26 protein-coding genes and 1 tRNA gene are annotated in these 22,931 nt (G+C 71.5%); 12 read left to right on the plus strand and 15 right to left on the minus strand.

Features of this window, described 5'->3' with window-relative positions; all coding sequences use genetic code 11:
* Window position 1: 1 nt before the first annotated feature.
* Both ABZ924_RS12250 and ABZ924_RS12255 read right to left on the minus strand, forming a co-directional pair.
* The gene (locus ABZ924_RS12250) at window positions 2-223 is read right to left on the minus strand and encodes a hypothetical protein (protein WP_361907325.1); all 222 of its coding nucleotides are present in this window, start codon (window positions 221-223) and stop codon (window positions 2-4) included.
* Window positions 220-630, minus strand: coding sequence for an ATP-binding protein (locus tag ABZ924_RS12255; RefSeq protein WP_361907327.1), 411 nt, complete (start codon window positions 628-630; stop codon window positions 220-222). The genes ABZ924_RS12250 and ABZ924_RS12255 overlap by 4 nt, the downstream gene beginning before the upstream one ends.
* Window positions 631-1,015: 385 nt before the next feature.
* Between ABZ924_RS12255 and ABZ924_RS12260 the strand changes: the two genes are divergently transcribed.
* Together ABZ924_RS12260 and ABZ924_RS12265 are read left to right on the plus strand one after the other, a co-directional pair.
* Window positions 1,016-1,858 carry a helix-turn-helix transcriptional regulator gene (locus ABZ924_RS12260; protein ID WP_361907329.1) on the plus strand — a complete coding sequence of 281 codons (843 nt, stop codon included), beginning with the start codon at window positions 1,016-1,018 and terminating at the stop codon, window positions 1,856-1,858.
* Window positions 1,855-2,070 carry a DUF397 domain-containing protein gene (locus ABZ924_RS12265; protein ID WP_361907331.1) on the plus strand — a complete coding sequence of 72 codons (216 nt, stop codon included), beginning with the start codon at window positions 1,855-1,857 and terminating at the stop codon, window positions 2,068-2,070. Before ABZ924_RS12260 ends, ABZ924_RS12265 begins: the two co-directional genes overlap by 4 nt.
* 242 nt (window positions 2,071-2,312) lie before the next feature.
* On the opposite strand, the gene ABZ924_RS12270 is transcribed toward ABZ924_RS12265, so the two are convergent.
* Both ABZ924_RS12270 and ABZ924_RS12275 read right to left on the minus strand, forming a co-directional pair.
* Window positions 2,313-2,510: a hypothetical protein gene (locus ABZ924_RS12270; protein WP_361907333.1), complete on the minus strand. Its 198-nt coding sequence runs from the start codon at window positions 2,508-2,510 to the stop codon at window positions 2,313-2,315.
* Window positions 2,511-2,586: 76 nt separating this feature from the next.
* Window positions 2,587-4,173: a beta-N-acetylhexosaminidase gene (locus tag ABZ924_RS12275; RefSeq protein ID WP_361907334.1), complete on the minus strand. Its 1,587-nt coding sequence runs from the start codon at window positions 4,171-4,173 to the stop codon at window positions 2,587-2,589.
* A gap of 51 nt (window positions 4,174-4,224) precedes the next feature.
* Between ABZ924_RS12275 and ABZ924_RS12280 the strand changes: the two genes are divergently transcribed.
* The 3 genes from ABZ924_RS12280 (at window position 4,225) to glmS (ending at window position 7,475) form a co-directional block, all read left to right on the plus strand.
* Complete coding sequence (locus ABZ924_RS12280) at window positions 4,225-5,124, plus strand: DUF4429 domain-containing protein (protein ID WP_361907336.1); 900 nt, start codon at window positions 4,225-4,227, stop codon at window positions 5,122-5,124.
* Window positions 5,125-5,232: 108 nt separating this feature from the next.
* Window positions 5,233-5,508, plus strand: a complete 276-nt coding sequence (locus tag ABZ924_RS12285; protein ID WP_361907338.1) for a hypothetical protein — start codon at window positions 5,233-5,235, stop codon at window positions 5,506-5,508.
* Between the two features lie 149 nt (window positions 5,509-5,657).
* Window positions 5,658-7,475, plus strand: coding sequence for a glutamine--fructose-6-phosphate transaminase (isomerizing) (glmS, locus tag ABZ924_RS12290; protein WP_361907339.1), 1,818 nt, complete (start codon window positions 5,658-5,660; stop codon window positions 7,473-7,475).
* Window positions 7,476-7,627: 152 nt separating this feature from the next.
* Here glmS and ABZ924_RS12295 read toward each other — a convergent pair whose 3' ends face one another.
* Together ABZ924_RS12295 and ABZ924_RS12300 are read right to left on the minus strand one after the other, a co-directional pair.
* Window positions 7,628-8,197, minus strand: coding sequence for a GPR1/FUN34/YaaH family transporter (locus ABZ924_RS12295; protein ID WP_361907341.1), 570 nt, complete (start codon window positions 8,195-8,197; stop codon window positions 7,628-7,630).
* A 98-nt stretch (window positions 8,198-8,295) separates the two neighbouring features.
* On the minus strand, window positions 8,296-8,826 hold the full coding sequence (locus ABZ924_RS12300) for a universal stress protein (protein WP_361907342.1): 531 nt from the start codon (window positions 8,824-8,826) through the stop codon (window positions 8,296-8,298).
* A gap of 469 nt (window positions 8,827-9,295) precedes the next feature.
* Between ABZ924_RS12300 and ABZ924_RS12305 the strand changes: the two genes are divergently transcribed.
* The 4 genes from ABZ924_RS12305 to ABZ924_RS12320 all read left to right on the plus strand — a co-directional run bounded on the left by ABZ924_RS12305 (window position 9,296) and on the right by ABZ924_RS12320 (window position 12,075).
* Window positions 9,296-9,631 (plus strand): hypothetical protein, encoded by a 336-nt coding sequence (locus ABZ924_RS12305; protein ID WP_361907490.1) that lies wholly within the window; start codon window positions 9,296-9,298, stop codon window positions 9,629-9,631.
* A 373-nt stretch (window positions 9,632-10,004) separates the two neighbouring features.
* Complete coding sequence (locus ABZ924_RS12310; RefSeq protein WP_361907344.1) at window positions 10,005-11,177, plus strand: helix-turn-helix domain-containing protein; 1,173 nt, start codon at window positions 10,005-10,007, stop codon at window positions 11,175-11,177.
* A 117-nt stretch (window positions 11,178-11,294) separates the two neighbouring features.
* A complete protein-coding gene (gene orn / locus ABZ924_RS12315) occupies window positions 11,295-11,897 on the plus strand; it encodes an oligoribonuclease (RefSeq protein WP_361907346.1) in 603 nt (200 codons plus the stop codon).
* A gap of 105 nt (window positions 11,898-12,002) precedes the next feature.
* A tRNA-His gene (locus ABZ924_RS12320) sits at window positions 12,003-12,075 on the plus strand.
* 74 nt (window positions 12,076-12,149) lie between these two features.
* On the opposite strand, the gene ABZ924_RS12325 is transcribed toward ABZ924_RS12320, so the two are convergent.
* From ABZ924_RS12325 to ABZ924_RS12340, 4 genes are all read right to left on the minus strand, one after another.
* On the minus strand, window positions 12,150-13,991 hold the full coding sequence (locus ABZ924_RS12325; RefSeq protein WP_361907348.1) for a transglycosylase family protein: 1,842 nt from the start codon (window positions 13,989-13,991) through the stop codon (window positions 12,150-12,152).
* 119 nt (window positions 13,992-14,110) lie between these two features.
* Window positions 14,111-16,135, minus strand: a complete 2,025-nt coding sequence (locus tag ABZ924_RS12330) for an FG-GAP-like repeat-containing protein (protein WP_361907350.1) — start codon at window positions 16,133-16,135, stop codon at window positions 14,111-14,113.
* Window positions 16,136-16,288: 153 nt separating this feature from the next.
* The gene (locus tag ABZ924_RS12335) at window positions 16,289-16,558 is read right to left on the minus strand and encodes a hypothetical protein (protein ID WP_361907352.1); all 270 of its coding nucleotides are present in this window, start codon (window positions 16,556-16,558) and stop codon (window positions 16,289-16,291) included.
* 6 nt (window positions 16,559-16,564) lie between these two features.
* A complete protein-coding gene (locus ABZ924_RS12340) occupies window positions 16,565-16,744 on the minus strand; it encodes a hypothetical protein (protein WP_361907354.1) in 180 nt (59 codons plus the stop codon).
* 282 nt (window positions 16,745-17,026) lie between these two features.
* Between ABZ924_RS12340 and ABZ924_RS12345 the strand changes: the two genes are divergently transcribed.
* Window positions 17,027-18,013 (plus strand): helix-turn-helix transcriptional regulator, encoded by a 987-nt coding sequence (locus ABZ924_RS12345; protein WP_361907356.1) that lies wholly within the window; start codon window positions 17,027-17,029, stop codon window positions 18,011-18,013.
* Window positions 18,014-18,095: 82 nt separating this feature from the next.
* On the opposite strand, the gene ABZ924_RS12350 is transcribed toward ABZ924_RS12345, so the two are convergent.
* A complete protein-coding gene (locus tag ABZ924_RS12350) occupies window positions 18,096-18,926 on the minus strand; it encodes an NAD(P)H-binding protein (RefSeq protein WP_361907357.1) in 831 nt (276 codons plus the stop codon).
* 128 nt (window positions 18,927-19,054) lie between these two features.
* On the opposite strand from ABZ924_RS12350, the gene ABZ924_RS12355 reads away from it, so the two are divergent.
* Together ABZ924_RS12355 and ABZ924_RS12360 are read left to right on the plus strand one after the other, a co-directional pair.
* Window positions 19,055-19,549, plus strand: coding sequence for a MarR family transcriptional regulator (locus tag ABZ924_RS12355; protein ID WP_361907359.1), 495 nt, complete (start codon window positions 19,055-19,057; stop codon window positions 19,547-19,549).
* 99 nt (window positions 19,550-19,648) lie between these two features.
* A complete protein-coding gene (locus tag ABZ924_RS12360; RefSeq protein ID WP_361907361.1) occupies window positions 19,649-20,920 on the plus strand; it encodes an MFS transporter in 1,272 nt (423 codons plus the stop codon).
* Here the strand turns inward: ABZ924_RS12360 and ABZ924_RS12365 are convergent.
* From ABZ924_RS12365 to ABZ924_RS12380, 4 genes are all read right to left on the minus strand, one after another.
* Complete coding sequence (locus ABZ924_RS12365) at window positions 20,917-21,207, minus strand: hypothetical protein (RefSeq protein WP_361907363.1); 291 nt, start codon at window positions 21,205-21,207, stop codon at window positions 20,917-20,919. The genes ABZ924_RS12360 and ABZ924_RS12365 overlap by 4 nt on opposite strands.
* A gap of 73 nt (window positions 21,208-21,280) precedes the next feature.
* Window positions 21,281-21,943, minus strand: coding sequence for an NAD(P)-binding domain-containing protein (locus tag ABZ924_RS12370; RefSeq protein WP_361907365.1), 663 nt, complete (start codon window positions 21,941-21,943; stop codon window positions 21,281-21,283).
* 92 nt (window positions 21,944-22,035) lie between these two features.
* Window positions 22,036-22,692 carry a disulfide bond formation protein B gene (locus ABZ924_RS12375; RefSeq protein WP_361907492.1) on the minus strand — a complete coding sequence of 219 codons (657 nt, stop codon included), beginning with the start codon at window positions 22,690-22,692 and terminating at the stop codon, window positions 22,036-22,038.
* A 2-nt stretch (window positions 22,693-22,694) separates the two neighbouring features.
* The gene (locus tag ABZ924_RS12380; RefSeq protein WP_361907367.1) at window positions 22,695-22,859 is read right to left on the minus strand and encodes a DUF5993 family protein; all 165 of its coding nucleotides are present in this window, start codon (window positions 22,857-22,859) and stop codon (window positions 22,695-22,697) included.
* Window positions 22,860-22,931 lie beyond the last annotated feature (72 nt).

Here is a 22,931-nt window from a genome sequence, read left to right on the forward strand (position 1 = left end):
GTCAGGCCTCCGCTTGCAGCGCGCGCTGGAAGTCGGTGACGATCCGCCGGTACCCGGTGTGCCGTGTCTCCCGTGCATGTCTCAGGGCCCACACGGCGGGCCCCTCACCGTCATCGGCCGGGCCGGAGCCGTGGTGGCAGGAGGTGCACTCCACTTCGTGGATCGCCCCGCTGCCGCTCCGGTCCACGGTGAGCAGCCAGTCCGAGGGGCTCACCACCCTCACGGCGCAGCCCCCTTCACACCCAGCTCGGCCCACACGCGTTTTCCGGGCCCGACCCGCTCCCCGACCGCCCACCGGTCGGCGAGCGCCGCCACCAGGTACAGGCCGCGGCCGCCATCGCCCTCCTCGTCGGGCACCCGCACGACGGGCCGCTCATGGCACGCATCGTGCACCTCGACCCGCACCCCGTTCGCGAGCCGCACAAACCGGGTCTCGATCTCCCGGTCGCGGGGCGCGACGGCATGCCGGACGGCGTTGGTGACGAGCTCGGAGGCGACGAGCAGTGCGTCCCCCTCCAGCTCGGTGAGCCCCCAGTCGGCCAGCGCCTTCCGCAGTGCGGCCCGCGCCGCCGGCACACACCGCGCCTCCCGCCGCCACCGCCGCACCACTTCTTCTTCCGGCTCACTCACCGGGCCACCGCCCGTCCGTGAATGACCCGGGGTCCCAAGTCCACCCCGTACGTGGCGAGCACGAGCACCTGCCGACGCCACCACTGCCGTAGCGGTGGCACCAGCCCCATAAAATGCAGCACGTTGACGCTCCTCGTAAGCGTTGACCACGCCCCCGGGCTGTTCGCGCAGTCGCGGGGGCCCTTGCATGCCGAGATCACGCACAGCGATGGCTCGCGTACGTCTTGCCATCCACCTTGGCGTCCGGCTTGGCAAGTGGCAAGCAGATCGCCCTCATTGGCAAAATTGCCAGTCGCGGATCAATCGTGTGGGTGACGTCGTGCGAGCATGTAGCCCTGCTGGTGTGAACAGAGGAGACTGGTCCCAGCATGGGAGAGGGGCAGCCGTGACAGCACCAACCGTGCGGCGTCGGCGACTTGGCTCCGAGCTGCGCCGACTGCGCGAGGGCGCCAAGCTCACCCTTGAGGAAGTCGAGGCGCGTTCAGGGTTGAGCGCCTCCAAGGTGTCCCGCATCGAGAGCGCCACACGGGGCGCCAAACCCGCCGATGTTGAGCAGCTGATGTCGACCTACGATCTCGACGACCCGGACGTCCGGTCGTTCCTGCTCACTCTGGCCAAGGACGGCAGCAAACGCGGTTGGTGGCAGAGCTACAACCTCAGTCCCCTGTACGCCGACCTGATCAGCCTGGAACACGACGCTTCGACGTTCAACACGTTCGAACCCATGCTGATCCCCGGGCTCTTGCAGACCGCCGGCTACGCGCGGGCCGTCATCACCGCGCTGAGCATGACCGCGACACCAGCAGAGGTGGCGCCTCTGGTCGAGGTACGGATGGCTCGGCAGTCCGTACTCACGCGCCCTCGACCCCTGAAGCTCCGGGCGATCATCCACGAAGCCGCGCTCACGACGCGCGCCCCCGGCCTTGGTGTCATGCGGGACCAGCTCCAGAGGCTCCTGGACGTCGCGGAGTACCCGCACGTGACAATTCAAGTGCTCCCCACCGATGCTGAGTTGCATCCTGGAGCTGCCGGAGGCTTCACCGTCCTCGGGTTCGGTCAGCCCGGGCTCGACGTGGTGCATGTGGAGCAGCTCGACCGGAGTCTCTACATCGAGGAACCGCAGGAAGTGTCCCGGTACGCCGAGGCCTTCGAAAGGGTGACTGCGTCGGCCTTGCCGTTCGATCAGTCCCTGTCTCTCATCGCCGCCAAGAAGGACGTCCAACCGTGAGCACGCAGACACCCACGTCATCGAGCGCGTCGCTCCGCTGGCGCAAGAGCAGCCACAGCGGGGCCAACAGCAACTGCGTCGAGGTGGCGGAGACCGCCGACGGCGGGCGGGCCGTGCGGGACAGCAAAAACACCGCGCGGGCCGGCTTCGCCTGCTCCGCGTCCGCCTGGGCCGCGTTCCTCCACGGCGTCGCGGACCACGGGCGCGACTAAGAACACCCGGCCAGAACGGGACTACTCCTCGCCCAGCAGGACGGCTTCGTCACCGGGCAGGACGGGGATGCCGGAAAGCCAGTCGGCGAGCTCCTGCCGGCGGAGGCTGCCCCAGTCGCGGATCTCCGTCCACTGGGTGAGCTCTCCGTAGGTGACGCACGTGGCCGGCGGGCCGGTCAGCCTCCCTTGTGGGTGAGGGAAGCAACGTCGGTGTCGAGGACGATGGGCTGCATCGCGGCGGCTCAGGCGACGTCGCGTCGGCGCTCGGCGTGGATGAAGGCGAGGAACTCGTCGAGTTCCTCCTCGGACTCGAACGTGTCCGCCTTCAGGTCGTCGGGCGATGCAATCGGCTGCGTGTTCTTCGCGGCCAGCAGCTCCTCGACCGAGAGCCTCGGCCGCGTCGGCGGTTGGACGGGATGCCTGGATTCCGCTGCGCCCATGGTGACACCTCCGCGCCCACGCCGGTCTCTGCGTACTACGGGCCATCGTAGGGCCGCCCATGTGCCGGGAAGCCGGCTACGTCCAGGGGACGTCCGGGGCGCGGTAGTAGCCGATGCCCTGGGCCTCCAGGCGGGGGGCCTGGGCGGCCAGGCGCGGGGCGTACGCGGCCCAGTCGTGCGGGGCCGTGCTCCAGCCGAGTTCGGCCAGGCCCAGGATCCTGGGGAAGGCCATGTACTCCAGGTCGGGGCGGGTGGCGATGGTCTCCGTCCAGAGGGGGGCTTCGACGCCCAGGACCGCCGTCGACGGGACGTCCGGGAGGTAGGTCCCCGGGTCCCAGTCGTAGGCGCGGCGGACCGGGACGTAGCCCGCCCAGGCCAGGCCCGGCTTCGTCGCCGTGTCGTACTTCATGTCCAGGTAGAGGCGGTCCGCCGGGGAGAGGATCAGGGGGTGGCCCGCCTTCGCCGCCGCCGCTACCGCCGCCTTCTCGGCGGCCGGCGTCTTGTCGTGGCCCCAGTACTGGAGCACCGCCCCCGGCGCCGGGCGGGCCGCGGCCAGCTGGTGCCAGGCGACCACCGTCTTGCCGTACTTTCCGACGACCGCCTGCGCCCGGTCCATGAACGCCGCGTAGTCCGCCGCGGGGGTGGAGTGGGCCTCGTCGCCGCCGATGTGCAGGTAGCGGCCCGGGGTGAGCTCGGCCAGTTCCCCGAGGACGTCGTCGATGAACTCGTACGTCCGCTCCTTGCCGACGCACAGCGAGCTGAAGCCGACCTTGATCCCGGTGTAGCGCTCGGGCGCCTTGCCGTCGCAGTTCAGCTCCGCGTAGGAGGCCAGGGCGGCGTTGACGTGCCCGGGCATGTCGATCTCCGGGACCACGTCCACGTAGCGGGCGGCCGCGTACGCCACCAGGTCGCGGTACTCGCCCTTGCTCCAGTGGCCGCCGGGGCCGCCGCCGACCTCGCTGCCGCCGCCGTACTCGGCCAGCCGCGGCCAGGAGTCGACGGCGATGCGCCAGCCCTGGTCGTCGCTCAGGTGCAGGTGCAGGGTGTTCACCTTGTACTGGGCGAGCTGGTCCACGTACCTCTTGACCTGCTCCGGCGTGAAGAAGTGCCGGGCGACGTCCAGCATCGCGCCCCGGTACGCGAACCGGGGCGCGTCGGTGATCTGCCCGCCGGGGACGGTGCCCGCGCCGGCCGGCGGCAGCAGCTGGCGCAGCGTCTGCCCGGCGTGGAAGAGGCCCGCCGGGGTGCGGGCGGTCAGGGTGACGCCGCGCGGTGCGGACTCCAGCCGGTAGCCCTCCTCGCCGACGCCCTCGGCCCGGGCGTCGATGTGCAGCACGATCCCGTCGCCTCCCGCGCCGCCCACCACCGGCAGCGGCAGCCCGGTCGGGCCGCGCAGCTGCTCGGCGAGGAGCTCGCCGACGCGCCGGACCTCCTCGTCGCCGACCGGGCCGGTGCGGATGACGGTGCCGGGCTCGAGCGGGTAGCCGGGGCCCGAGGCGCGCACGGAGGCCGGCGCCGGCAGGAGCTGCTCGTAGGGGGCCGGGGCTTCGGCGCGCCGGTCGCCGGGGCCGGCGTCGTCCCCGCGGGCGGCGGCGCAGGAGAGGCAGCCGCCGAGGAGGCCGAGGACGAGGAGGGTGCCGAGCGTGCGTCGCAGGACTCTCATGGCCCAGGTATAGGCCAACTCCCCTTCCAGGGGCGGTGCGAGAATCGCTGGATGGCGGAAATCATCCAGAAGGACGGTACGTGGACCTTCGACGGGGAAGCGGTACGGATCGTGCCCGGCCGCGACAAAGGAGTCGGCCTGCTGCGCCAGACCCTCGGCGAGGTGGTGGTCCCGCTGCGCGCCCTCGCCGGGATCTCCTACGAACCGGGCCGCAAGGCGGGCCGGTTGCGCCTGCGGCTGCGTGACGGGGCGTGCCCGCTGCTCCAGGTGACCGGGGGACGCCTGCCGGACTCCTCCGACCCGTACCGGCTGACGGTGGAGTCGGACCGGACCGGGGTGGCGGAGTACTTCGTGGACGAGGTGCGCCAGGCCCTGCTGCTGGACCAGGTGGACCCCGGGCCGGTGGATTCGTACCTGCTGCCGGGGCCGTCGGTGCCGATCACGGTGGGTGCGGGCGACGGGACGGTGGCCTTCGACGGGGACCGGGTGGGCCTGGACTGGAACTGGACGACGGAGGAGGCCAAGAGCTCCGGCGGGCCGCGCACCTTCCGCCTCGGCGAGCTGCAGGCGGTGGAGTGGTCCCCATCGAAGGGCCTGGACAACGGCTGGATCCGGTTCACCCTGGCGGGTGCCCCGCCGGCTCCCGCCCCGAAGTACGACCCGTACACGGTGGAGCTCTTCGGGTTCAAGAAGGACCCGCTGATGGCGCTGGTCGCGGCGGCCGTGGCGGTACGGATGCCGCACCCGTCGGCCCCGGCCGAGCCCGCCCCGGAGCCCGTCGTCCCGGCGCCGGCGGCGGAGCTCGCGGCCGGGCCGGAGGGGAAGGCGACGGCCGAGGACCACGACGCGCTGCTGCGGCGGCTGCGCGAGCTCGGGGACCTGCACCAGGCGGGCATCCTGACGGCCGAGGAGTTCACCGCGGCCAAACAGTCCGTTTTGCGGCGTTTCTAGCCATTTACTTACCGGATTTACGCATTCCGCTGGTCTGGACCAGAAGGATCCTGCCCGCTTTCGGGCAGGATCTTTGCGTTCCGGCTCTTCGCCGGTCAGTATCTACGGGTGCTCGACCGTCGCCCGTCGTATGACGACCTCGTCGACCACCTGGTGCGCAGCACCGCGCTGCAGCGCGGGGAGGCCGCCCGGGTGGTGCTCGACGTGCTCGCGTACTTCAACGAGACGACCGAGGAGTTCGTCCGCCGGCGCCACCGCGAACTGCAGTCCGGCGGCGCGGTCAACGCGGAGATCTTCGAGCGCATCGCGGCCGAACTGCCGCACCGCGCCGTGGCACCACCGGAGCTGTCCTTGCGGCAGCTGCGCCGCATCGTCTACGGCTGAGCGGCCGCCCGGTCGACCGACCGGGCCCGCACGGCCCGGACAGGCACCGGCACAGGCACCGGCACCGGCACCACCGGCAAGGCGCCACGCCGCGACATGCGGCACGAGCGGCGGCAAGAGAACCCGAACCTCAGGAGGGGCAAGACTTTATGTGCGGAATCGTGGGATACATCGGCAAGCGCGACGTGGCTCCGCTGCTGCTGGAAGGCCTGCAGCGACTGGAGTACCGCGGATACGACTCCGCGGGCATCGTCGTCAACAGCCCGAAGTCCACGGCGCTGAAGGTCGTCAAGGCCAAGGGCCGCGTCCGTGACCTCGAGACGCGCGTGCCCAAGCGCTTCGCCGGCACCACCGGTATCGCCCACACCCGCTGGGCCACGCACGGCGCGCCGAGCGACATCAACTCCCACCCGCACCTCGACGCCGAGAACAAGGTCGCCGTCGTCCACAACGGCATCGTCGACAACGCCGCCGAGCTCCGCGCCAAGCTGGAGGCCGACGGTGTGGTCTTCGTCTCGGAGACCGACACCGAGGTCATCGTCCACCTGATCGCCCGCTCCCAGGCCGAGACCCTGGAGGAGAAGGTCCGCGAGGCCGTCAAGGCGATCGAGGGCACCTACGGCATCGCCGTCATGCACGCCGACTTCGCCGACCGCATCGTCGTCGCCCGCAACGGCTCCCCGGTCGTCCTCGGCATCGGCGAGAAGGAGATGTTCGTCGCCTCCGACGTCGCCGCGCTGGTCGCCCACACCCGCCAGGTCGTCACCCTCGACGACGGCGAGATGGCCACCCTGAAGGCCGACGACTTCCGCACCTACACCACCAGCGGCGCCACCACCACCGCCACCCCGGAGACCGTGGAGTGGGAGGCCGCCTCGTACGACATGGGCGGCCACGACACCTACATGCACAAGGAGATCTCCGAGCAGCCCGACGCGGTCGACCGCGTGCTGCGCGGCCGCATCGACGACCGCTTCTCCACCGTGCACCTGGGCGGCCTGAACCTGGACCCGCGCGAGGCCCGCGCCATCCGCCGGGTGAAGATCCTGGGCTGCGGCACCTCGTACCACGCCGGCCTGATCGGCGCCTCCCTCATCGAGGGCATGGCCCGCATCCCCGCGGACGCCGAGCCGGCCTCCGAGTTCCGCTACCGCAACCCGGTCGTGGACCCCGACACCCTGTACATCGCGGTCTCCCAGTCCGGTGAGACCTACGACGTGCTGGCCGCCGTGCAGGAGCTCAAGCGCAAGGGCGCCCGCGTCCTCGGCGTGGTCAACGTGGTGGGCTCCGCCATCGCCCGCGAGGCCGACGGCGGCGTGTACGTGCACGCCGGCCCGGAGGTCTGCGTCGTCTCCACCAAGTGCTTCACCAACACGGTCGTGGCCTTCGCGCTGCTCGCCGTGCACCTCGGCCGCATCCGCGACCTGTCGGTGACCGACGGCAAGCGGATCATCGAGGGCCTGCGCCGCCTGCCCGCCCAGATCGAGGAGATCCTCAAGGGCGAGGAGGACATCAAGCAGCTGGCGGCCGAGTACGCCGACGCCAAGTCGATGATGTTCATCGGCCGTGTGCGCGGCTACCCGGTGGCCCTGGAGGCCTCCCTGAAGCTCAAGGAGATCTCCTACATCCACGCCGAGGCCTACCCGGCCTCCGAGCTCAAGCACGGTCCGCTCGCGCTGATCGAGCCGGCGATGCCGACGATCGCAATCGTCCCGGACGACGACCTGCTGGAGAAGAACCGCGCCGCGCTGGAGGAGATCAAGGCCCGCAGCGGCCGGATCCTTGCGGTCGCCCACCGCGAGCAGGAGAAGGCCGACCACACGATCATCGTTCCGAAGAACGAGGACGAGCTGGACCCGATCCTGATGGGCATCCCGCTCCAGCTGCTGGCGTACCACACGGCCCTGGCCCTGGGCCGGGACATCGACAAGCCGCGCAACCTGGCGAAGTCCGTCACGGTCGAGTAGTCACCGCATGGGAACGGCCCCCGGATCACCGGGGGCCGTTCTGCGTTTCTGCTTCCGTTTCTGCTTCCGTTTCCGTTTTCCGCTTCCGTTTTCCGCTTCCGTTGCGCTTCCGCTGCGCGTTCCGCTTCCGTTCGGCCCGCGGCGGCCCGTACTCAGCCCGCGGCGACCGCTCCGCGGCCCGAGGCCTTGCCCAGGGCGGTCGGCCAGTGGGCCAGCGCCGCCGTGGCGCCGTACCAGGCCAGCAGGCCGGAGACCGCAGCGACCCAGCCGGCGATCTTGCCCAGGGCGCTGGTGTCGGCCAGGGTGCCGATCGCCAGCAGCAGGAGGGAGAGGGTGAGCAGGGCGTAGGTGCCCTGGCCGAAGAGTCCGCTCGGCGCCGCCATCGTGAGGGTCAGCGCGAGGAGGGCGAAGAGGATCAGGAACAGGGCGGCGGCGTGCGCCGAAACCTTTCCGTCGGCCCCGGTGGCCCAGGTGAACCAGAAGGCGCCGAGGCCCGCGAACGCCGTGCCGTTGAAGCCGTTGCCGCCGCGGTACTCGAGGAGCCCGAGGAGGAAGAGGCCGAGGCCGCCGACGTAGGTCGCGAGCGACACGGAGTCGGCCGCGGACACTCCGCTGATGATGCCGGTGTGGCCGATACCGAATGCGAGAAGGGTGAGACCCAGGGCTATGTTCCCGAGGGTCGAGGTCGAGGCCGTGCTTCCCGCAGAGACACCATTGTCCACGGCGGGCTCCCTTCGATCTGCAGTTGTTTGCTGCGTCCCAGCAGCACTTATCTACCCTTTACATGGGGTTCACAACCGCACAATCGACGTACAGCTGGTTACGGAATGACAACGACCGGTCGCTGTGCGCGCTTGGCCAGCCGCCCGGCCACCGACCCGAAGATCCGGCCGACGATCCCGTGCGTGGAGCCGACCACGATGGCGTCCGCCGAGTACTCCCGGCCGACCTCCTCCAGCTCGTGGCAGATGTCCCCGCCCCTCTCGACCAGGATCCACGGCACCTCGGACAGGTAGTCCGCACAGGCCAGTTCCAGCCCCAGCACCTCGGTGCGGTGGTCGGGCACGTCCACGAAGACAGGCGGCTCGCAGCCGGCCCACACCGTCGTCGGCAGCCGGTTGGCCACGTGCACGATGATCAGGCCGGATCCGGAGCGGCGGGCCATGCCGATCGCGTACGCCAGGGCGCGCTCGCTGGAGACGGAGCCGTCGAACCCCACCACGACCCCGTGCCGGAAGGCAGGGTCGCAGGGATGACGTGTCTGTTCCGCCGCGCGCAGGTCACTCGACACGGGGTCGGCGACGGGCTTGCGCTTGCGGTCCGCGGGTTCGGGGAATTCGTGACCGGCCATGGATGTCTCAGCGAAGAGGTCCTCGGGGGAAGGGACAAGGCGACGGTGCGGCATTGGGCGAAAACGACGACTCAGGGTGACGGAGCTCTGTCCGGGAAGCATCTTCCCAAGCCCTTACCCACCAGGGTACGGCGACACTCCTGTCCTGCCCAGGGCTTGCCGCACTTGGAGAGCGTCCCAGGGAGCATGCCGGAGCGAGGGCGCGTTGGCAATGGCCGCTGTCCCCTACAGCCAGTGACGAAGCACCTGTTGCGCCACCCGTCCGCGACGTGACCGGGGCCCGCCGCGCACCGTTGGACAGGCGTCCGACCGTCCAGGAAGAGCCCGCAGGGAGCACGCCGTGCCCGGCCATCCGGTTCACCCCGTCCAGCCCGCTCAGCCGACGCCGTCCGCCCCGTACGACGACCCGTACGCCGACTCGGGGCCCCGTTTCGCCCCCGCCTCCGCCCACCTTTCCGTTCACCCGTCCGTGCAGTCCGCCAGGCGGTCCCATGACGACCCCGCGGGTGACGTGGTGCGCTGGGCCGCCTTCAGCTGCCTGCTCGTCCCGGTGGTGCTCGTCGTGTACGGGACCTCCTTCGGCGGGGCCGCCGTCGCCACGCTGGGCCTGGTCGCCGTCACGGCGGTGTGCCGGGCGATGCTGCGCCGCTCCGAACGGGCCGCGCGCAGCGCCGTGGCCGCCCCCGGCCGGGACCGGCTGCCGCCGCCGGGCCGGAGCCCCCGGCACTCGCGCACCCCGGGCGGGGCCCACAGCGGCGGGCGGCGGGGCTGCCCGAGCTCCGGCGGACTCTCCCCCGGGGACTGACTGATTCGCACACCCACACCCGCATGATTTCAGCCAACTTCCCGGAAGGGTGCCGGTCTTGCCGGAACGGTCCGCCCCTGCCCCCACCACCAGCGACGACGGTGCGAGGGGGGCTCGGAGACCCTATGGGTACTGGCCACGGCCGGAGCTCGAGCTTCCCACTCCGGTAGCGGAGTGGAACGCTTCCTGATCGAATGCTTTTCGCCAAGTTGCCAAGTCGACATAGCGCTGCGTGCTGAACTTGTCACGGCGACAGCACGGGACGCAGTAGATTCGATCATGTTTTACGGCGGGGGATCCACGTGCAAGGCCGAGGGGAAACGTGCAGGTGCGACCAGACCAAGGAGTCGCGACACCCAAGGGGGGCTTAGCCATGAGCCAGGATTCCACCGCCGTCGTCATGGACGCCGGCAGGAAGCTCGCGGGGCGTCGCCGCAGGGAGATCGTTGCGGTGCTGCTGTTCAGCGGCGGACCGATCTTCGAGAGCTCCATTCCACTTTCCGTGTTCGGCATCGACCGGCAGGACGCGGGAGTTCCACGCTATCGACTGCTCGTCTGCGCCGGGGAGGACGGTCCGCTGCGGACCACCGGCGGGCTCGAGCTCACGGCGCCGTACGGGCTGGAGGCGATCGCCCGCGCGGGCACGGTCGTCGTGCCCGCGTGGCGCTCGATCACATCGCCGCCGCCTCCGGAGGCGCTCGACGCGCTGCGTCTGGCGCATGAGGAGGGGGCCCGGATCGTCGGACTGTGCACGGGGGCCTTCGTGCTCGCCGCCGCCGGTCTGCTGGACGGCCGGCCCGCGACGACGCACTGGATGTACGCGCCGACGCTGGCCAAGCGGTACCCGTCCGTCCACGTCGACCCGCGCGAGCTGTTCGTCGACGACGGCGACGTGCTGACCTCCGCGGGCACCGCGGCCGGAATCGACCTGTGCCTGCACATCGTGCGCACCGACCACGGCAGCGAGGCCGCCGGGGCACTGGCCCGCCGGCTCGTCGTCCCGCCGCGGCGCACGGGCGGCCAGGAGCGCTACCTCGACCGGTCGCTGCCGGAGGAGATCGGCGCGGACCCGCTGGCCGAGGTCGTCGCCTGGGCCCTGGAGCACCTCCACGAGCAGTTCGACGTGGAGACGCTCGCCGCCCGCGCGTACATGAGCCGGCGTACCTTCGACCGGCGCTTCCGCTCGCTGACCGGCAGCGCGCCGCTGCAGTGGCTGATCACCCAGCGGGTGCTCCAGGCGCAGCGGCTGCTGGAGACCTCCGACTACTCCGTCGACGAGGTCGCCGGGCGCTGCGGCTTCCGCTCGCCGGTCGCGCTGCGCGGCCACTTCCGCCGGCAGCTGGGGTCCTCCCCGGCCGCCTACCGCTCCGCCTACCGGGCCCGGCGCCCGCAGGGCGACGCGGCGCAGGTGGCGGAGATCACGGCGGGTCCGGTGCCGCACCAGCGCACTCCGCAGCCCCAGCGGGCGGCGGCGGCCCTGGCTGCCTCCGGCCCGACGGTGACGGAGCTGTACGCCCCGAGCCGGGTGCTGCGCGAGCACGCCTGAGCCCGAAGGGCACTGTCCGAAAGGGAGGGTCCTCCGCACCGGTCGTCACCGGTGCGGGGGGCCTTCGTCGTGAACGGGCCCGGCCGGATCGGCGCAGGGACCGCATAAGGTGGACGCATGAACGATCGCATGGTGTGGATCGACTGCGAGATGACCGGTCTCTCGCTGACGGACGACGCACTTATCGAGGTGGCCGCGCTGGTCACCGACTCGGAGCTGAACGTGCTCGGCGAGGGCGTGGACATCGTGATCCGCCCGCCGGACGCGGCCCTGGAGACCATGCCCGAAGTGGTGCGCGCGATGCACACCGCCTCCGGCCTGCTCGACGAGCTGGCCGGAGGGACCACCCTCGCGGACGCCGAGGCACAGGTCCTGGCGTACGTGCGTGAGCACGTCAAGGAGCCCCGCAAGGCCCCGCTGTGCGGGAACTCGGTCGGCACCGACCGCGGCTTCCTGCTGCGCGACATGCCCGCACTGGAGAGCCACCTGCACTACCGGATCGTGGACGTCTCCTCCGTCAAGGAGCTGGCGCGCCGCTGGTACCCGCGGGCGTACTTCAACAGCCCTCCGAAGAACGGCAACCACCGGGCGCTCGCGGACATCAAGGAGTCCATCGCCGAGCTGCGCTACTACCGCGAGGCGGTCTTCGTCCCGCAGCCCGGGCCGGACTCGGACACCGCGAAGGCGATCGCCGCGAAGCACGTCCTGCCCGCCGAATAGCACCCGCCGGGCCCTTCCGGAGAGGGGTCGGGGAAAAGGGGGGCGCGAGCACCCTCCCGGACCCTGTACCCTTTTCTTCGGCCGGTCGGTTTCCGACCGGACATGGTGGGTGTAGCTCAGCTGGTAGAGCACCTGGTTGTGGTCCAGGTGGCCGCGGGTTCGAGTCCCGTCACTCACCCTGAAAGAGGGCCCCGGTCCGCGCAAGCGGCCCGGGGCCCTCTGTGTTTTCCGCCGGTCTCCCGAGTCCCTGCCTCAGGCGAGGTCGCTGCGGAACCAGTTCCAGGATCCGGTGCTCTCCCACTTCTTCGCCGGGGCACCGAAGCCGGAGCCGGTGCCGGTGAAGGTCCACAGGCCGGTGCGGCTGCTGCCGTCGGCCTGCCTGCCATAGTTGTACAGGACACCGACATCGGCCTTGCCGTCGCCGTTGAAGTCCCCGGCGGTGACCTTGGAGGCGTCGGCGTTCCAGCTGTCGCTGCCGGAGTCCCACTTCTTGACCGGGCCGGCGAAGCCGGAGCCAGTGCTGGTCAGCGTCCACAGGGCGGAGACGTTGCGGGAGTCCTCGGCCTGGCCGTTGTCGTACAGGACGCCGACGTCCGCCTTGCCGTCGCCGTCGAAGTCGCCCGCGACGGGCTTGGAGCGGTTCCAGTCCCAGCTTCCCGTGGTGCGGTCGTCGTTGTCCCACTTCTTCACCGGCCCGCTGAAGCCGCTGCCGGTGCTGCTGAGGGTCCACAGCGCGGTGATGTTCTTGCCGTCCGCCTGCCGGCCGTTGTTGTACAGCACACCGACGTCGGCCTTGCCGTCACCCGTGAAGTCCCCCGCGACGATCTTGGAGCGGTCCCAGTTCCAGGAACCGGTGGTCCGGTCGTCGTTGTCCCACTGCTTCACCGGGGCGCCGAAGGTGCTGCCGGTGCTGGTGAAGGTCCACAAGGCGGTGATGTTCTTGCCGTCGGCCTGCTGGCCGTTGTTGTAGAGCACGCCGACGTCCGTCTTGCCGTCGCCGTTGAAGTCGCCCGAGGTGACCTTGGAGCGGTTCCAGTTCCAGGAGCCGGCGCTCTCCCACGCCTTCACCGGGTTGTTGAAGCCCTTGCCGTTGCTCGTGAAGGTCCACAGGGTGGTGTGGTTGGTGCCGTCCGCGTCCTGGCCGTTGTTGTACAGGACCCCGATGTCGGACTTCCCGTCCCCGTTGAAGTCCCCCGTCGTCACCTTCGAGCGGTCCCAGTTCCACGAGCCGGAACCGGAGGCGATGTTGTCCCACACCTTCACCGGCTCGCCGAACCCGCTGCCGGTGCTGGTGAAGGTCCACAGCGCCGTGTGGTTGACACCGCCGTCCTCCTGGCCATAGTCGTACAGGACCCCGATGTCGGCCTTGCCGTCGCCGTTGAAGTCGCCCGAGGCCTGGGTGGCGGTCGCCCGGTTGGCGGTGAAGAACGAGACTGCCGAGGAGGCCGGGCCTGTCTGGCCCGCATCGTTCGCAGCCTTGACGGTGAGGCTGTGCGGGCCGTCGGACAGGGCGGTCGTGTCGAAAGTCAGCGCGTACGACGGTCCGGCCCCGTCCGCGGTGCCGACCGCGGCGCCGTCGACGTAGAAGGTGGCACCGGTCGGCGTGCCGACCGCGTCGGTCACCGAGGCCGTCAGCGTCACCGCGCCCGTGAGTACGCTGCCGGCGCCCGGGCCCGTGACCTGGGAGACCGGCGGCACCGGCGAGGGGTACGGGTCGGCGTGGTCCGCGCCGAGGCCGGCCTGCGGCCCGCAGACCGGCCAGGCCCCCTGGCCCTGGCCCTTGAGGACCTTCTCGCCGATCAGGATCTGCTGCTGCTTCGTGGCGAGGTCCGCCCGGGCGGCGTAGGCGGTGCCGCCGTACGCCTGCCAGGTGGACTGCGAGAACTGCAGCCCGCCGTAGTAGCCGTTGCCGGTGTTGATGGCCCAGTTGCCGGTGGCCTCGCACTGGGCGACCTTGTCCCAGGTGCTGACGGAGGCGGCGACGGCCGGGCCGCCGGCGAGCAGGGCGGCGGTCGTACCGGCCAGGGAGACGAAGGAGACGGCGGCGGCGCGGGTGCGGGCGCGGCGGGCGGTGGTGGGACGGCGGCGGGACATGGCGGTGCGTGCTCCTGAGGCGGTGGGGAAGGGGTGCGGGTGGGTGCGGGCCCGAGCCCGGGGCGGCGGGGAGGTGCTGCTCTCCGCCGCCCCGGTCACGGGACCCGCTGCTGCTGCCGTCAGGCGAGCTTGCTGGCGTCCCAGTTCCAGCTGATGCGGCCGGCGCTGTCCCAGGTGAGGTTCGGGCTGTTGAAGCCGGTGCCGTTGGAGGTGAACTTCCACAGGCCGGTGCGGTTGGTGCCGTCGTCCTGCTTGCCGTAGCCGTAGAGCACGCCCACGTCGGTCTTGCCGTCGCCGTCGAAGTCACCGGAGGTGAGCTTGCTGGTGGTGGAGTTCCAGCTGTCGCTGCCGGAGTCCCACTTCTTGGCGGGCCCGTTGAAGCCGGAACCGGTGCTCGTGAGGGTCCACAGGGCGGAGACGTTGCGGGAGTCCTCCGTCTGGCCGTTGTTGTACAGGACGCCGACGTCCGCCTTGCCGTCGCCGTTGTAGTCGCCGACCGTGACCTTGGAGCGGTCCCAGTTCCAGGAGCCGGTGGTGCGGTCGTCGTTGTCCCACTGCTTCACCGGGGCGCCGAAGGTGCTGCCGGTGCTGGTGAAGGTCCACAGGGCGGTGATGTTCTTGCCGTCCTCCTGCTGACCGTTGTCGTACAGGACGCCGACGTCGGCCTTGTGGTCGCCGTTGAAGTCGCCGGCCACGACTTTGGAGCGGTCCCAGTTCCAGGAGCCGGTGGTCCGGTCGTCGTTGTCCCACTTCTTCTGGGGGGCGTTGAAGCCGGAGCCGGTGCTGGTGAAGGTCCACAAGGCGGTGATGTTCTTGCCGTCGGCCTGCTGGCCGTTGTTGTAGAGCACGCCGACGTCCGTCTTGCCGTCGCCGTTGAAGTCGCCCGAGGTGACCTTGGAGCGGTTCCAGTTCCAGGAGCCGGTGCTCTCCCAGGCCTTGACCGGGTTGTTGAAGCCCTTGCCGTTGCTCGTGAAGGTCCACAGGGTGGTGTGGCTGGTGCCGTCCGCGTCCTGGCCGTTGTTGTACAGGACCCCGATGTCGGACTTCCCGTCCCCGTTGAAGTCCCCCGTCGTCACCTTCGAGCGGTCCCAGTTCCACGAGCCGGAACCGGAGGCGATGTTGTCCCACACCTTCACCGGCTCGCCGAACCCGCTGCCGGTGCTGGTGTACGTCCACAGGCCGGTGTGGTTGGTGCCGTCCGCCTCCTGGCCGTAGTCGTACAGGACCCCGATGTCGGCCTTGCCGTCGCCGTTGAAGTCCGCCTGGAAGGTGGAGGTGGCCTCGCCGTTGGAGGTGATGATCTGGCCGCGGGAGGTGCCGGTGTTGCCGTTGGTGTCGGTGGCCTCCACGGAGACGATGTGCTTGCCGTCCGGGACGCTGCTGGTGTCGAAGGCGTAGCCGTACGGGGCCTTCGTCAGCTTGGGGCCGACGGGCTTGCCGTCCACGTAGTACTGGACCGAGGCGACGGGGTAGGTGCCGGCGGAGGCCGAGGCGGAAAGGTCCGCCACACCCGACATGGTGTTCGACAGCCCGCTCAGGGAGACCTTGGGCGGGGTGGCCGCTTGGAGCTTCGGCGAGATGTACGCGCTGATGGTCTGGCCCCAGGGCGCCTGGCCCACGCGGGACGAGGTGGTGGTGCTGGTGCTGACGATGCCCTCGGGGTTGGTGCGGTGGCCCTGGTTGCCGCCGGTGATCGTGACCTCGTCGCCGTTCACCGCGGTGACCATGGCCACGTGCTGGGCGTAGCCGTTGCTGTAGCCGAAGACGACGGCGTCTCCGACGTGCGGGGTGCCGGACTTGGTGCCGTACTTCACGCCGTACTCGTAGAAGCTGGCCGCACCGTCGGTGAGGGTGCTCATGCCCTGGACGTTGTAGTGGGACCACACCCAGCCCACGAAGTCGGCGCACCAGGCGTGCGACTGGCCGCCGTGGCCGTCGCAGCTGTTGTTCTGGTTGAGGTTGTCGTCGTAGCCGCCGTTGGCGCAGGGGCCGTTGCCGTTCTGGCTGCGGGCGAGCGAGGCCATCTGGTCGAACTCGGAGGCGGCCTGGGCGGGGGCCACCGCCCCGCCGGAGATCGCGGCGGCGGCGACGAGGGCGGCCAGGCCGGTCTTGAGGCGGCGGGAGGCGAAGGCGGTGCTGGGCATGGCGAAGTGCTCCTGGACGTGTGGCGGCGTGCTGCACCGCCGCATCGCAGGGCGACGCAGGGGCAGCAGCGCGAGTCAGTGGTCGGCGCGGTCGGGCGCCGGAAGTTGGTGGGGCGGCCGGGGTCGGCACGGCCGCGGGGGTGTCCGCAGCGCTCAGGGCGTGGCGACGGTGAACCCGTGCCGGGCGAGCGGCGTGTCCGCCCGGTCCAGCAGGGTGCGCATCTGCGCGAGGGCCGAACCGTCGCAGTGGGCGCGGACGAAGAGGAAGAGGTCGAGGCCGTGGGCGGCCGGGCGGGGCTTGATGTGCTCGAGGCCGTCGGCGTGCGTCGCGTGGGCCCAGAGGAGGTCGTGGACGACCTGGGCGGCGGCCTCGGGGGCCGGCCCCGCAGGGGTGCGCGTCAGCGCAGCCTGGATCACTCGCACCCGGGGTCAGTCCCAGCCGATGACGCGCTTGTCGGCGGGGGCGGTGTCCCAGCCGATGACCTTGCCGACGACCTGGCCGCCGGAGGGGGCGGGAGAGGTGGGGGCGGCGAGGGCGGTGGAGGCGGCGCCGAGGGAGAACAGAGCGGTCAGGCCGGCGGCAGCGATGAGGCGGGTGGTGCGAGACATGGAATCCCCCTGGGTGCGGTCAGTGCATGTGCGGTTCGCGGTCGTTGAGGGCGCGCTGCACCGGGGCGGCCTTTCGGCCCTGGCCTGGGGTGGGGCTCGAGTGCCCCGCCGTCCCGGTGATCACTATGTTGCTGGGCCGTCCACCCGGCCGGAAGGGTTTCGGGGTGGCACCGAGCTGCCGTGGCACCTTGGTGACCGTCCGGCTGCCTCCGGACCGCAACCACCTAAGATGATCTTGAGACGGTTGACCACCGTCGGCACCGATCAGCGGGGGGCTGATACATGCTGGAAGCACTGGGTCTGGGCGGGGACGTGGAGTCCGTCTACCGCGGGATGCTGGAGGACCCCTCCGGCGGCGTAGACGCACTGGGCGCCCGCCTGGGCCTGACCGAGAGCCAGGTGCGCAGCGCCCTGGACCGGCTCGTCGACCTGGACCTGCTCACCTCCTCCCGGGAGATGACCGGCGGGCTGCGCGCCGTCAGCCCCGAGGTGGGCCTGGAGCTGATCCTTCGCCGGCAGGAGGAGGACCTGGCGCGCCGGCAGCAGGAGCTCGCCGCGGGGAAGGCGGCGGCGGCCCGGGCCATCGCCGAGTTCGCGGGCCTGCGGCCCAATACGCAGACCGACGGGACGGAGCGGCTGGTCGGCATGGACGCCATACAGTCGCGCCTGGAACTGCTCACCCGCGACCTGCGCGAGGAATGCCTGTCGATCATCCCGGGCGGCGCCCAGTCGCAGGCGAGCCTGGACGCCTCGCGGCCGCTGGACGAGCAGGCCATCGAGCGGGGCGTGCAGTTGCGGGCGGTCTACCAGGACAGCGTCCGCAACGACGCCGCCACCCTCGCCTACGCGCAGTGGACCACCGAACGCGGCGGCCAGGTCCGCACGAGCCCCGTCCTGCCGCCCCGGCTGCTGGTCTTCGACCGCACGACCGCCGTGGTCCCCATCGACCCCGCCAACTCCCGCCTCGGCGCCCTGTGCACGACGGCGCCGGGCATCGTCGCCTCGCTGATCACCCTCTTCGAGCAGACCTGGGAGACCGCGGTACCGCTGGGCGCGGACCGCGAGCAGCCCACCCAGGACGGCATCACCCCGGGCGAGCGCGAACTGCTGAAGCTGCTGGCCTCCGGCCTGACCGACGAGGTCGCGGCCAAGCGCCTCGGTGTCTCCCTGCGCACCGTCCGCCGCCAGATGGCGGGCCTCATGGAACGCCTCCACGCCGCCAGCCGCTTCGAAGCCGGCCTCAAGGCGGCCCAGCGCGGCTGGCTCTGAGCGGGTCCGGGCTGCGGCAGCCGGGGCGGTCCTGCTCGGTGCGCTCAGGCCTGCTCGGTGCGCTCAAGCCTGCTCGATGCAGTCAGGCCTGGTCGGTGTGGAAGGCGGCTGCGTGGTCCTCGGCCCAGGTGGCGAAGGTGCGCGCGGCGTGGCCGGTGAGCTGCTCGACGGCGTCGGTGGGCTCGGTGGGGATCCCGTCGGTTGCGGCCCAGTACTCCAGCAGCGCGTCCGCGTAGGGGCCGGGTATGCGGCCGTCGACCTCGGCCCTCCACTGCATGGGGGTGACGGCCTCGAAGGGGACGGGGCGGCCCAGGACGCGCGCCAATATGGACAGTTGGGCGGCGAAGCTGAGGGACTCCGGTCCGGTGAGGGTGTAGCTGCGGCCGGCCAGGGCGGGTTCGGTGAGGACGGCGAAGGCGGCCTCCGCGAGGTCGGCCTCGTGGACCGGGTCGGTGTGGGCCTGCGGGTACGGCAGGTGGACCGGCCGCCCGGCCTTCAGCGACCAGGCCCAGCCGAGGGCATTGCTCGCGAAGGCGCCGGGGCGCAGCACGGTGGTGTGCAGCGGGGAGGCCAGCAGGGCTTCCTCCACGGTGAGGTGGGCGGCGGCCAGCGGGCTGTCGGCGGCGTCGGGGGCGAGCACCGAGGAGGAGGACAGGAGCACGACGTGCTCGACTCCGGCGGTTGCCGCCTCCTTGACGAAGGCGCCGATGCCGGCGGCCTCGGCGTAGAGGAAGACGGAGCGGGCTCCGGCCAGGGCGTCGGGGAAGGTCGCAGGATCGGAGAGGTCGCAGCGGACGGTGCCGGGGACCTCCGGCTCTCGGGATCCGAGGCGGTGCGGGATGCCGCTCGCGCTCAGGAGGGAGGCGAGGCCGCGGGCGACGGCGCCGCGGGCACCGGTGACGAGGATCGACATGGCAGGTCCCTTCTCTGCTGCGCTGCTCTCTGATGCGCCGTGCAGCACGGTAAGATGACTACGCGATACAGATGATGCGCGACGCATTCTCTGCGCCACGCACTCAAATCTCAGGCATGGAGAGGTCGATGTCAACCGATTCCCCCCGTTCGGGTGAGGACTGGAGCCGCGCCGAGCTCCTCGCGCACGTCGTCACCGAGAGCCAGCGGCACTACGCCGGCTATTCGATCTTCAATCAGGCGATGGCCGACCACGTCGGCCTGCACCCCACCGACATGCAGTGCGTGGCCCTCCTCGACATGGAGCCCGGCCCGGTCAGCACCGGCGAGGTCGCCCGCCTCACCGGCCTGACCTCCGGTTCCGCCACCCGCCTCGTCGACCGCCTCGTCAAGGCCGGCATCGTCGAGCGGCACGCCGACCCCCACGACCGCCGCCGCTCCCTCGTCGCCCTGGCCCCCGAGGCCCGCACGCGGATCGGCGAGGCCTGGGAGACCCCGGGCCGGGCCTTCGGCGCCGTCCTGGACCGCTACTCGGACGCCGAACTCGCCGTCATCGCAGACTTCCTGCACCGCGCCGCCGAGGTCGGCCGGGCCCAGGCCCAGCGGCTCGCCTCCGGCGGCTGAGGGCTTCCGAGGCGGGCGTTCCGCGCCTACCGTCCCGTGCGAAGGGCAACGGTGCGCGCCGGAGACACGGGTGGGTCGGCGTGCGGATGGAGGTTGTCCGTGTCCGCACCCGCCCCCGGCGGCTTCCGCGGAGTGCTCGCACTCGGCGGGACCGCCCTGCTCGTCCACGCGTTCCTCGCGCGGCTGCCCGCCGCGCTGTGCCCCATCGGGACCCTGCTGCTGATCAACGAGCGCGACGGCATCGGCGACGCCGGCGCCGTCGCGGCCGCCCTCTGGCTCGGCCAGGCCGTCGGCGGCCCGGTCATCGGCCGCCTCGCCGACCGCCGCGGCCACCGCCCCGTGCTGCTCGCCGCCTGCGCCGCGAACGCCGCGGTCCTCGCCGCCCTCGTCGCGGCCGTCCTCGCCGGCCTGCCCCTGCCGGCCCGCCTCACGCTCGCCGTCGCCGCCGGACTCACCGTCCCGCAGGTCGGCCCGCTGGCCCGGGCCCGCTGGGCGCGGCTGGCCGCCGGGGACAAGGCGCTCCTCGACGCGGCCCTGTCCTTCGACACCACCCTCGACGAGGCCTCGTTCATGATCGGCCCGGCCCTCGCCGGCATCCTCGCGGTGACCGTGCACCCGGCCTCCGCGCTGCTGCTCGCCGCCGCCCTGATCCTGCTCTTCGGCTCGCTGTTCGCGCTCCACCCCACCGCCCCGCCCGGCGCGACCACCACCCCTCCCGGCGCCACCGACCCTGCCCCGTCCTCCGGCGCGCAGGCGCCCGTACGGCTGTGGTCGCCGGCCCTGGCCCTGCTCTTCGCGATGGCCGTCCTGCAGGGGGCCGCCTGGAGCAGTGCCAACACCGGCGTCAACGCCCTCGCCGAGACCCGCGGCGCGCCCGGCGCAGCCGGGCTGGTGTGGGCCGCCATGGCGGTGACCAGCTCGGCCGCCGGCTTCGTCACGGTCGCCCGCCCCGGCTCCGCGGACCCGGCCGTGCGCCTGCGCCTGACCATCACCGCCCAGGCCCTGCTCACGCTGCCGCTGCTCGCCGTGTCGGGGCTGGTCGGTGCGGCGTTCGCGGTCGCCGGGATCGGGCTGGCCGTGGCCCCGCACCTGATCGCGCTGTTCGCCCTGGTCGAGCGGGCAGCCCCGGCCGAGCGGCTCGGCGAGGCCATGACCGTCCTGGGCAGCGGCCTGATCGTCGGCCAGGGGCTCGCCGCAGCGGCCTCCGGCCCGCTGGCGCAGGCGTACGGCCACCGGGCCGCGTTCGCCGTGGCCTGCGCGGCGGCGGCCGCCTCCGCACTGCTCGCGTGGGCGGCCGCCGTACGCGTACGGGGTCAGGACCCGAGGCCGGCGATGCCGGGCGCCGCGCCCAGGCCGAAAGAGAGGACCTAGCGCAGCGCCTTCAGCCCCTTCTCCAGCCCCTCCTTGTCCATGACCGGAGCGATCTCGATCTCCGCGTTGAACTGCTGGAACAGGTCCTCCAGCAGTGGCGGCATCTGCGAGCTGTCCTGCATGTCGAAGACCATCCAGCAGGTCCGCACGCCCGCACTCGGGCCGAAGTAGGCGGCCTCCGGCTTGATCTGGTCCATGAGCTTCTGCAGGGCCGTGGGGAGGGCTCCGCTCTTGATGCCCTCGTTGGCGGCCATCGTGTCCAGGTGGGCCCGGAGCATGACTCTCATGCCTGACTCCTTCCGTCAGGCCCACCCTGGGGACGGACGCCGGGCCCGGCAACATCTCGGCGTCCGTCCGGGCTCAGGCTCCCTGGATGTGGAAGTTGAAGTCGGTGTGCCCCAGGGATCCCATCAGCCGCAGCCAGACCGGCAGCAGCATCTCGGTGCCGCGGGCGGTCTCGATACCGCCGAGGTCCAGCACGCTCGCCTCGGGCCAGCCGAAGGAGTACAGCAGCTCGCGCACGGACTTCTTGGCGGCGGCTTCCTCCCCGGACAGGAACACGCTGTGCTCCCCCGCCACCCGCGCCGGGTCGACCATGACCTTGCACTGCATCGTGTTCAGCGTCTTGACGACCCGCAGCCCGGGGAAGGTCCGCTGGATCAGCTCGCCCAGGCTGTCGTCGTTGACCGGGTCGAGGACGGGCGGGAAGCCGCGGGAGAAGTCCAGCGGGTTCGCGATGTCGATCAGGACCTTGCCGTCCAGATGGGCGGCGTCGGCCTCCGTCAGGGCCTCGATGCTGGCCCGCCCGGCCGTGGCGTTGACGAGGGTCTCGCCGTGCCGGGCGGCCTCCGCGAAGCCGGCCAGCCCGATCCCGGGGTTGGCCGCCTGCCATTCGGCGTAATCGGTGCGGGCGGCGGTGGCCTCGGGGTCACGGGTGCCGACGACCACCTCGTGGCCGAGGGAGGCGAGGCGGTCGGCCACCGTACGGCCGACCATCCCGGTGCCGAGGACTGCGTAGCGCATGACCAGTTCCGTTCCGTCGCAGGACAAGGGAGGGATCGATGGACCCAACGGTCAACGATCCACGCCCCCGTACGGTATGCCGCCCGCCCCCGCTAACGGCCCGAAATCCCGACGTCGTAGAAGAATTGGTAACGTCGCGGGTCGTCGGGCAGGACCAAGTGGAAGCCCTCCTCCAGGAAGACGGCCACCACGTTCACGGCGATGACCAAGCCGAGGAACCACAGCACGGCCAGGCCCGCCGTCCGGTACGGCCCCGGCCCGATCGCCGGGACCGCCCGGCCCGCCGTGTTGTGCGCGAAGGCCAGCACGATGCCGATCGCGAGGACCGACGCCTGGAAGAGGATCCACGCCCACACGTACAGGTGGAGGCCGAGCACCTCGCTGCCGTAGCCCTTGGCGCCCGGCAGGAGGTGCAGCATCGTCTGCCGCCACGACGCGAAGGACCCGGCGACCACCGCGACCAGGGCCAGCCCCCAGCCGGTCATGTACGCACGGCCGGGCACCGCCCCGTCCGAGAGGGCCGTACGGATGATGTACGCGGCCCCCGTCGCGGCCAGCAGCATGAACATCCGCTGCACGATGCAGAGCGGGCACGGGTACTCCCACAGCCCGAACTGGTAGAAGAGGCCGCCGCAGACGACGGCCGTCCAGCCGGCGGCGAAGAAGCAGGCGAACCAGTACTGGAGCCGGCCCAGCAGCCCGCCCTCCAGCTGGGTCTCCGAGATGAGGGTGCTGTGCATGGTGGCCATGGTCACCAGCTCAGGGTCAGGGCGAGGCTGCTGGTGATGTGGTGCGCCATCAGCAGGACCACCGCGAGCAGCAGGACCCACCAGGCGCCGAGGACGACGGTCCGCGACGACTCCCGGCACAGGGCGATCAGCGTGGCGAGCATGCCGCCGAAGATGAGGGTGTCCATGCCGCGGACCGTACCGACGCACGCCGCCGCACCCCGCGAGGCGCGCCCCCGGCCGCGCCGCGGTTACGTCGG

The sequence above is a fragment of the Streptomyces sp. NPDC046876 genome, assembly GCF_040645035.1.
Classification (GTDB): Bacteria; Actinomycetota; Actinomycetes; order Streptomycetales; family Streptomycetaceae; genus Streptomyces.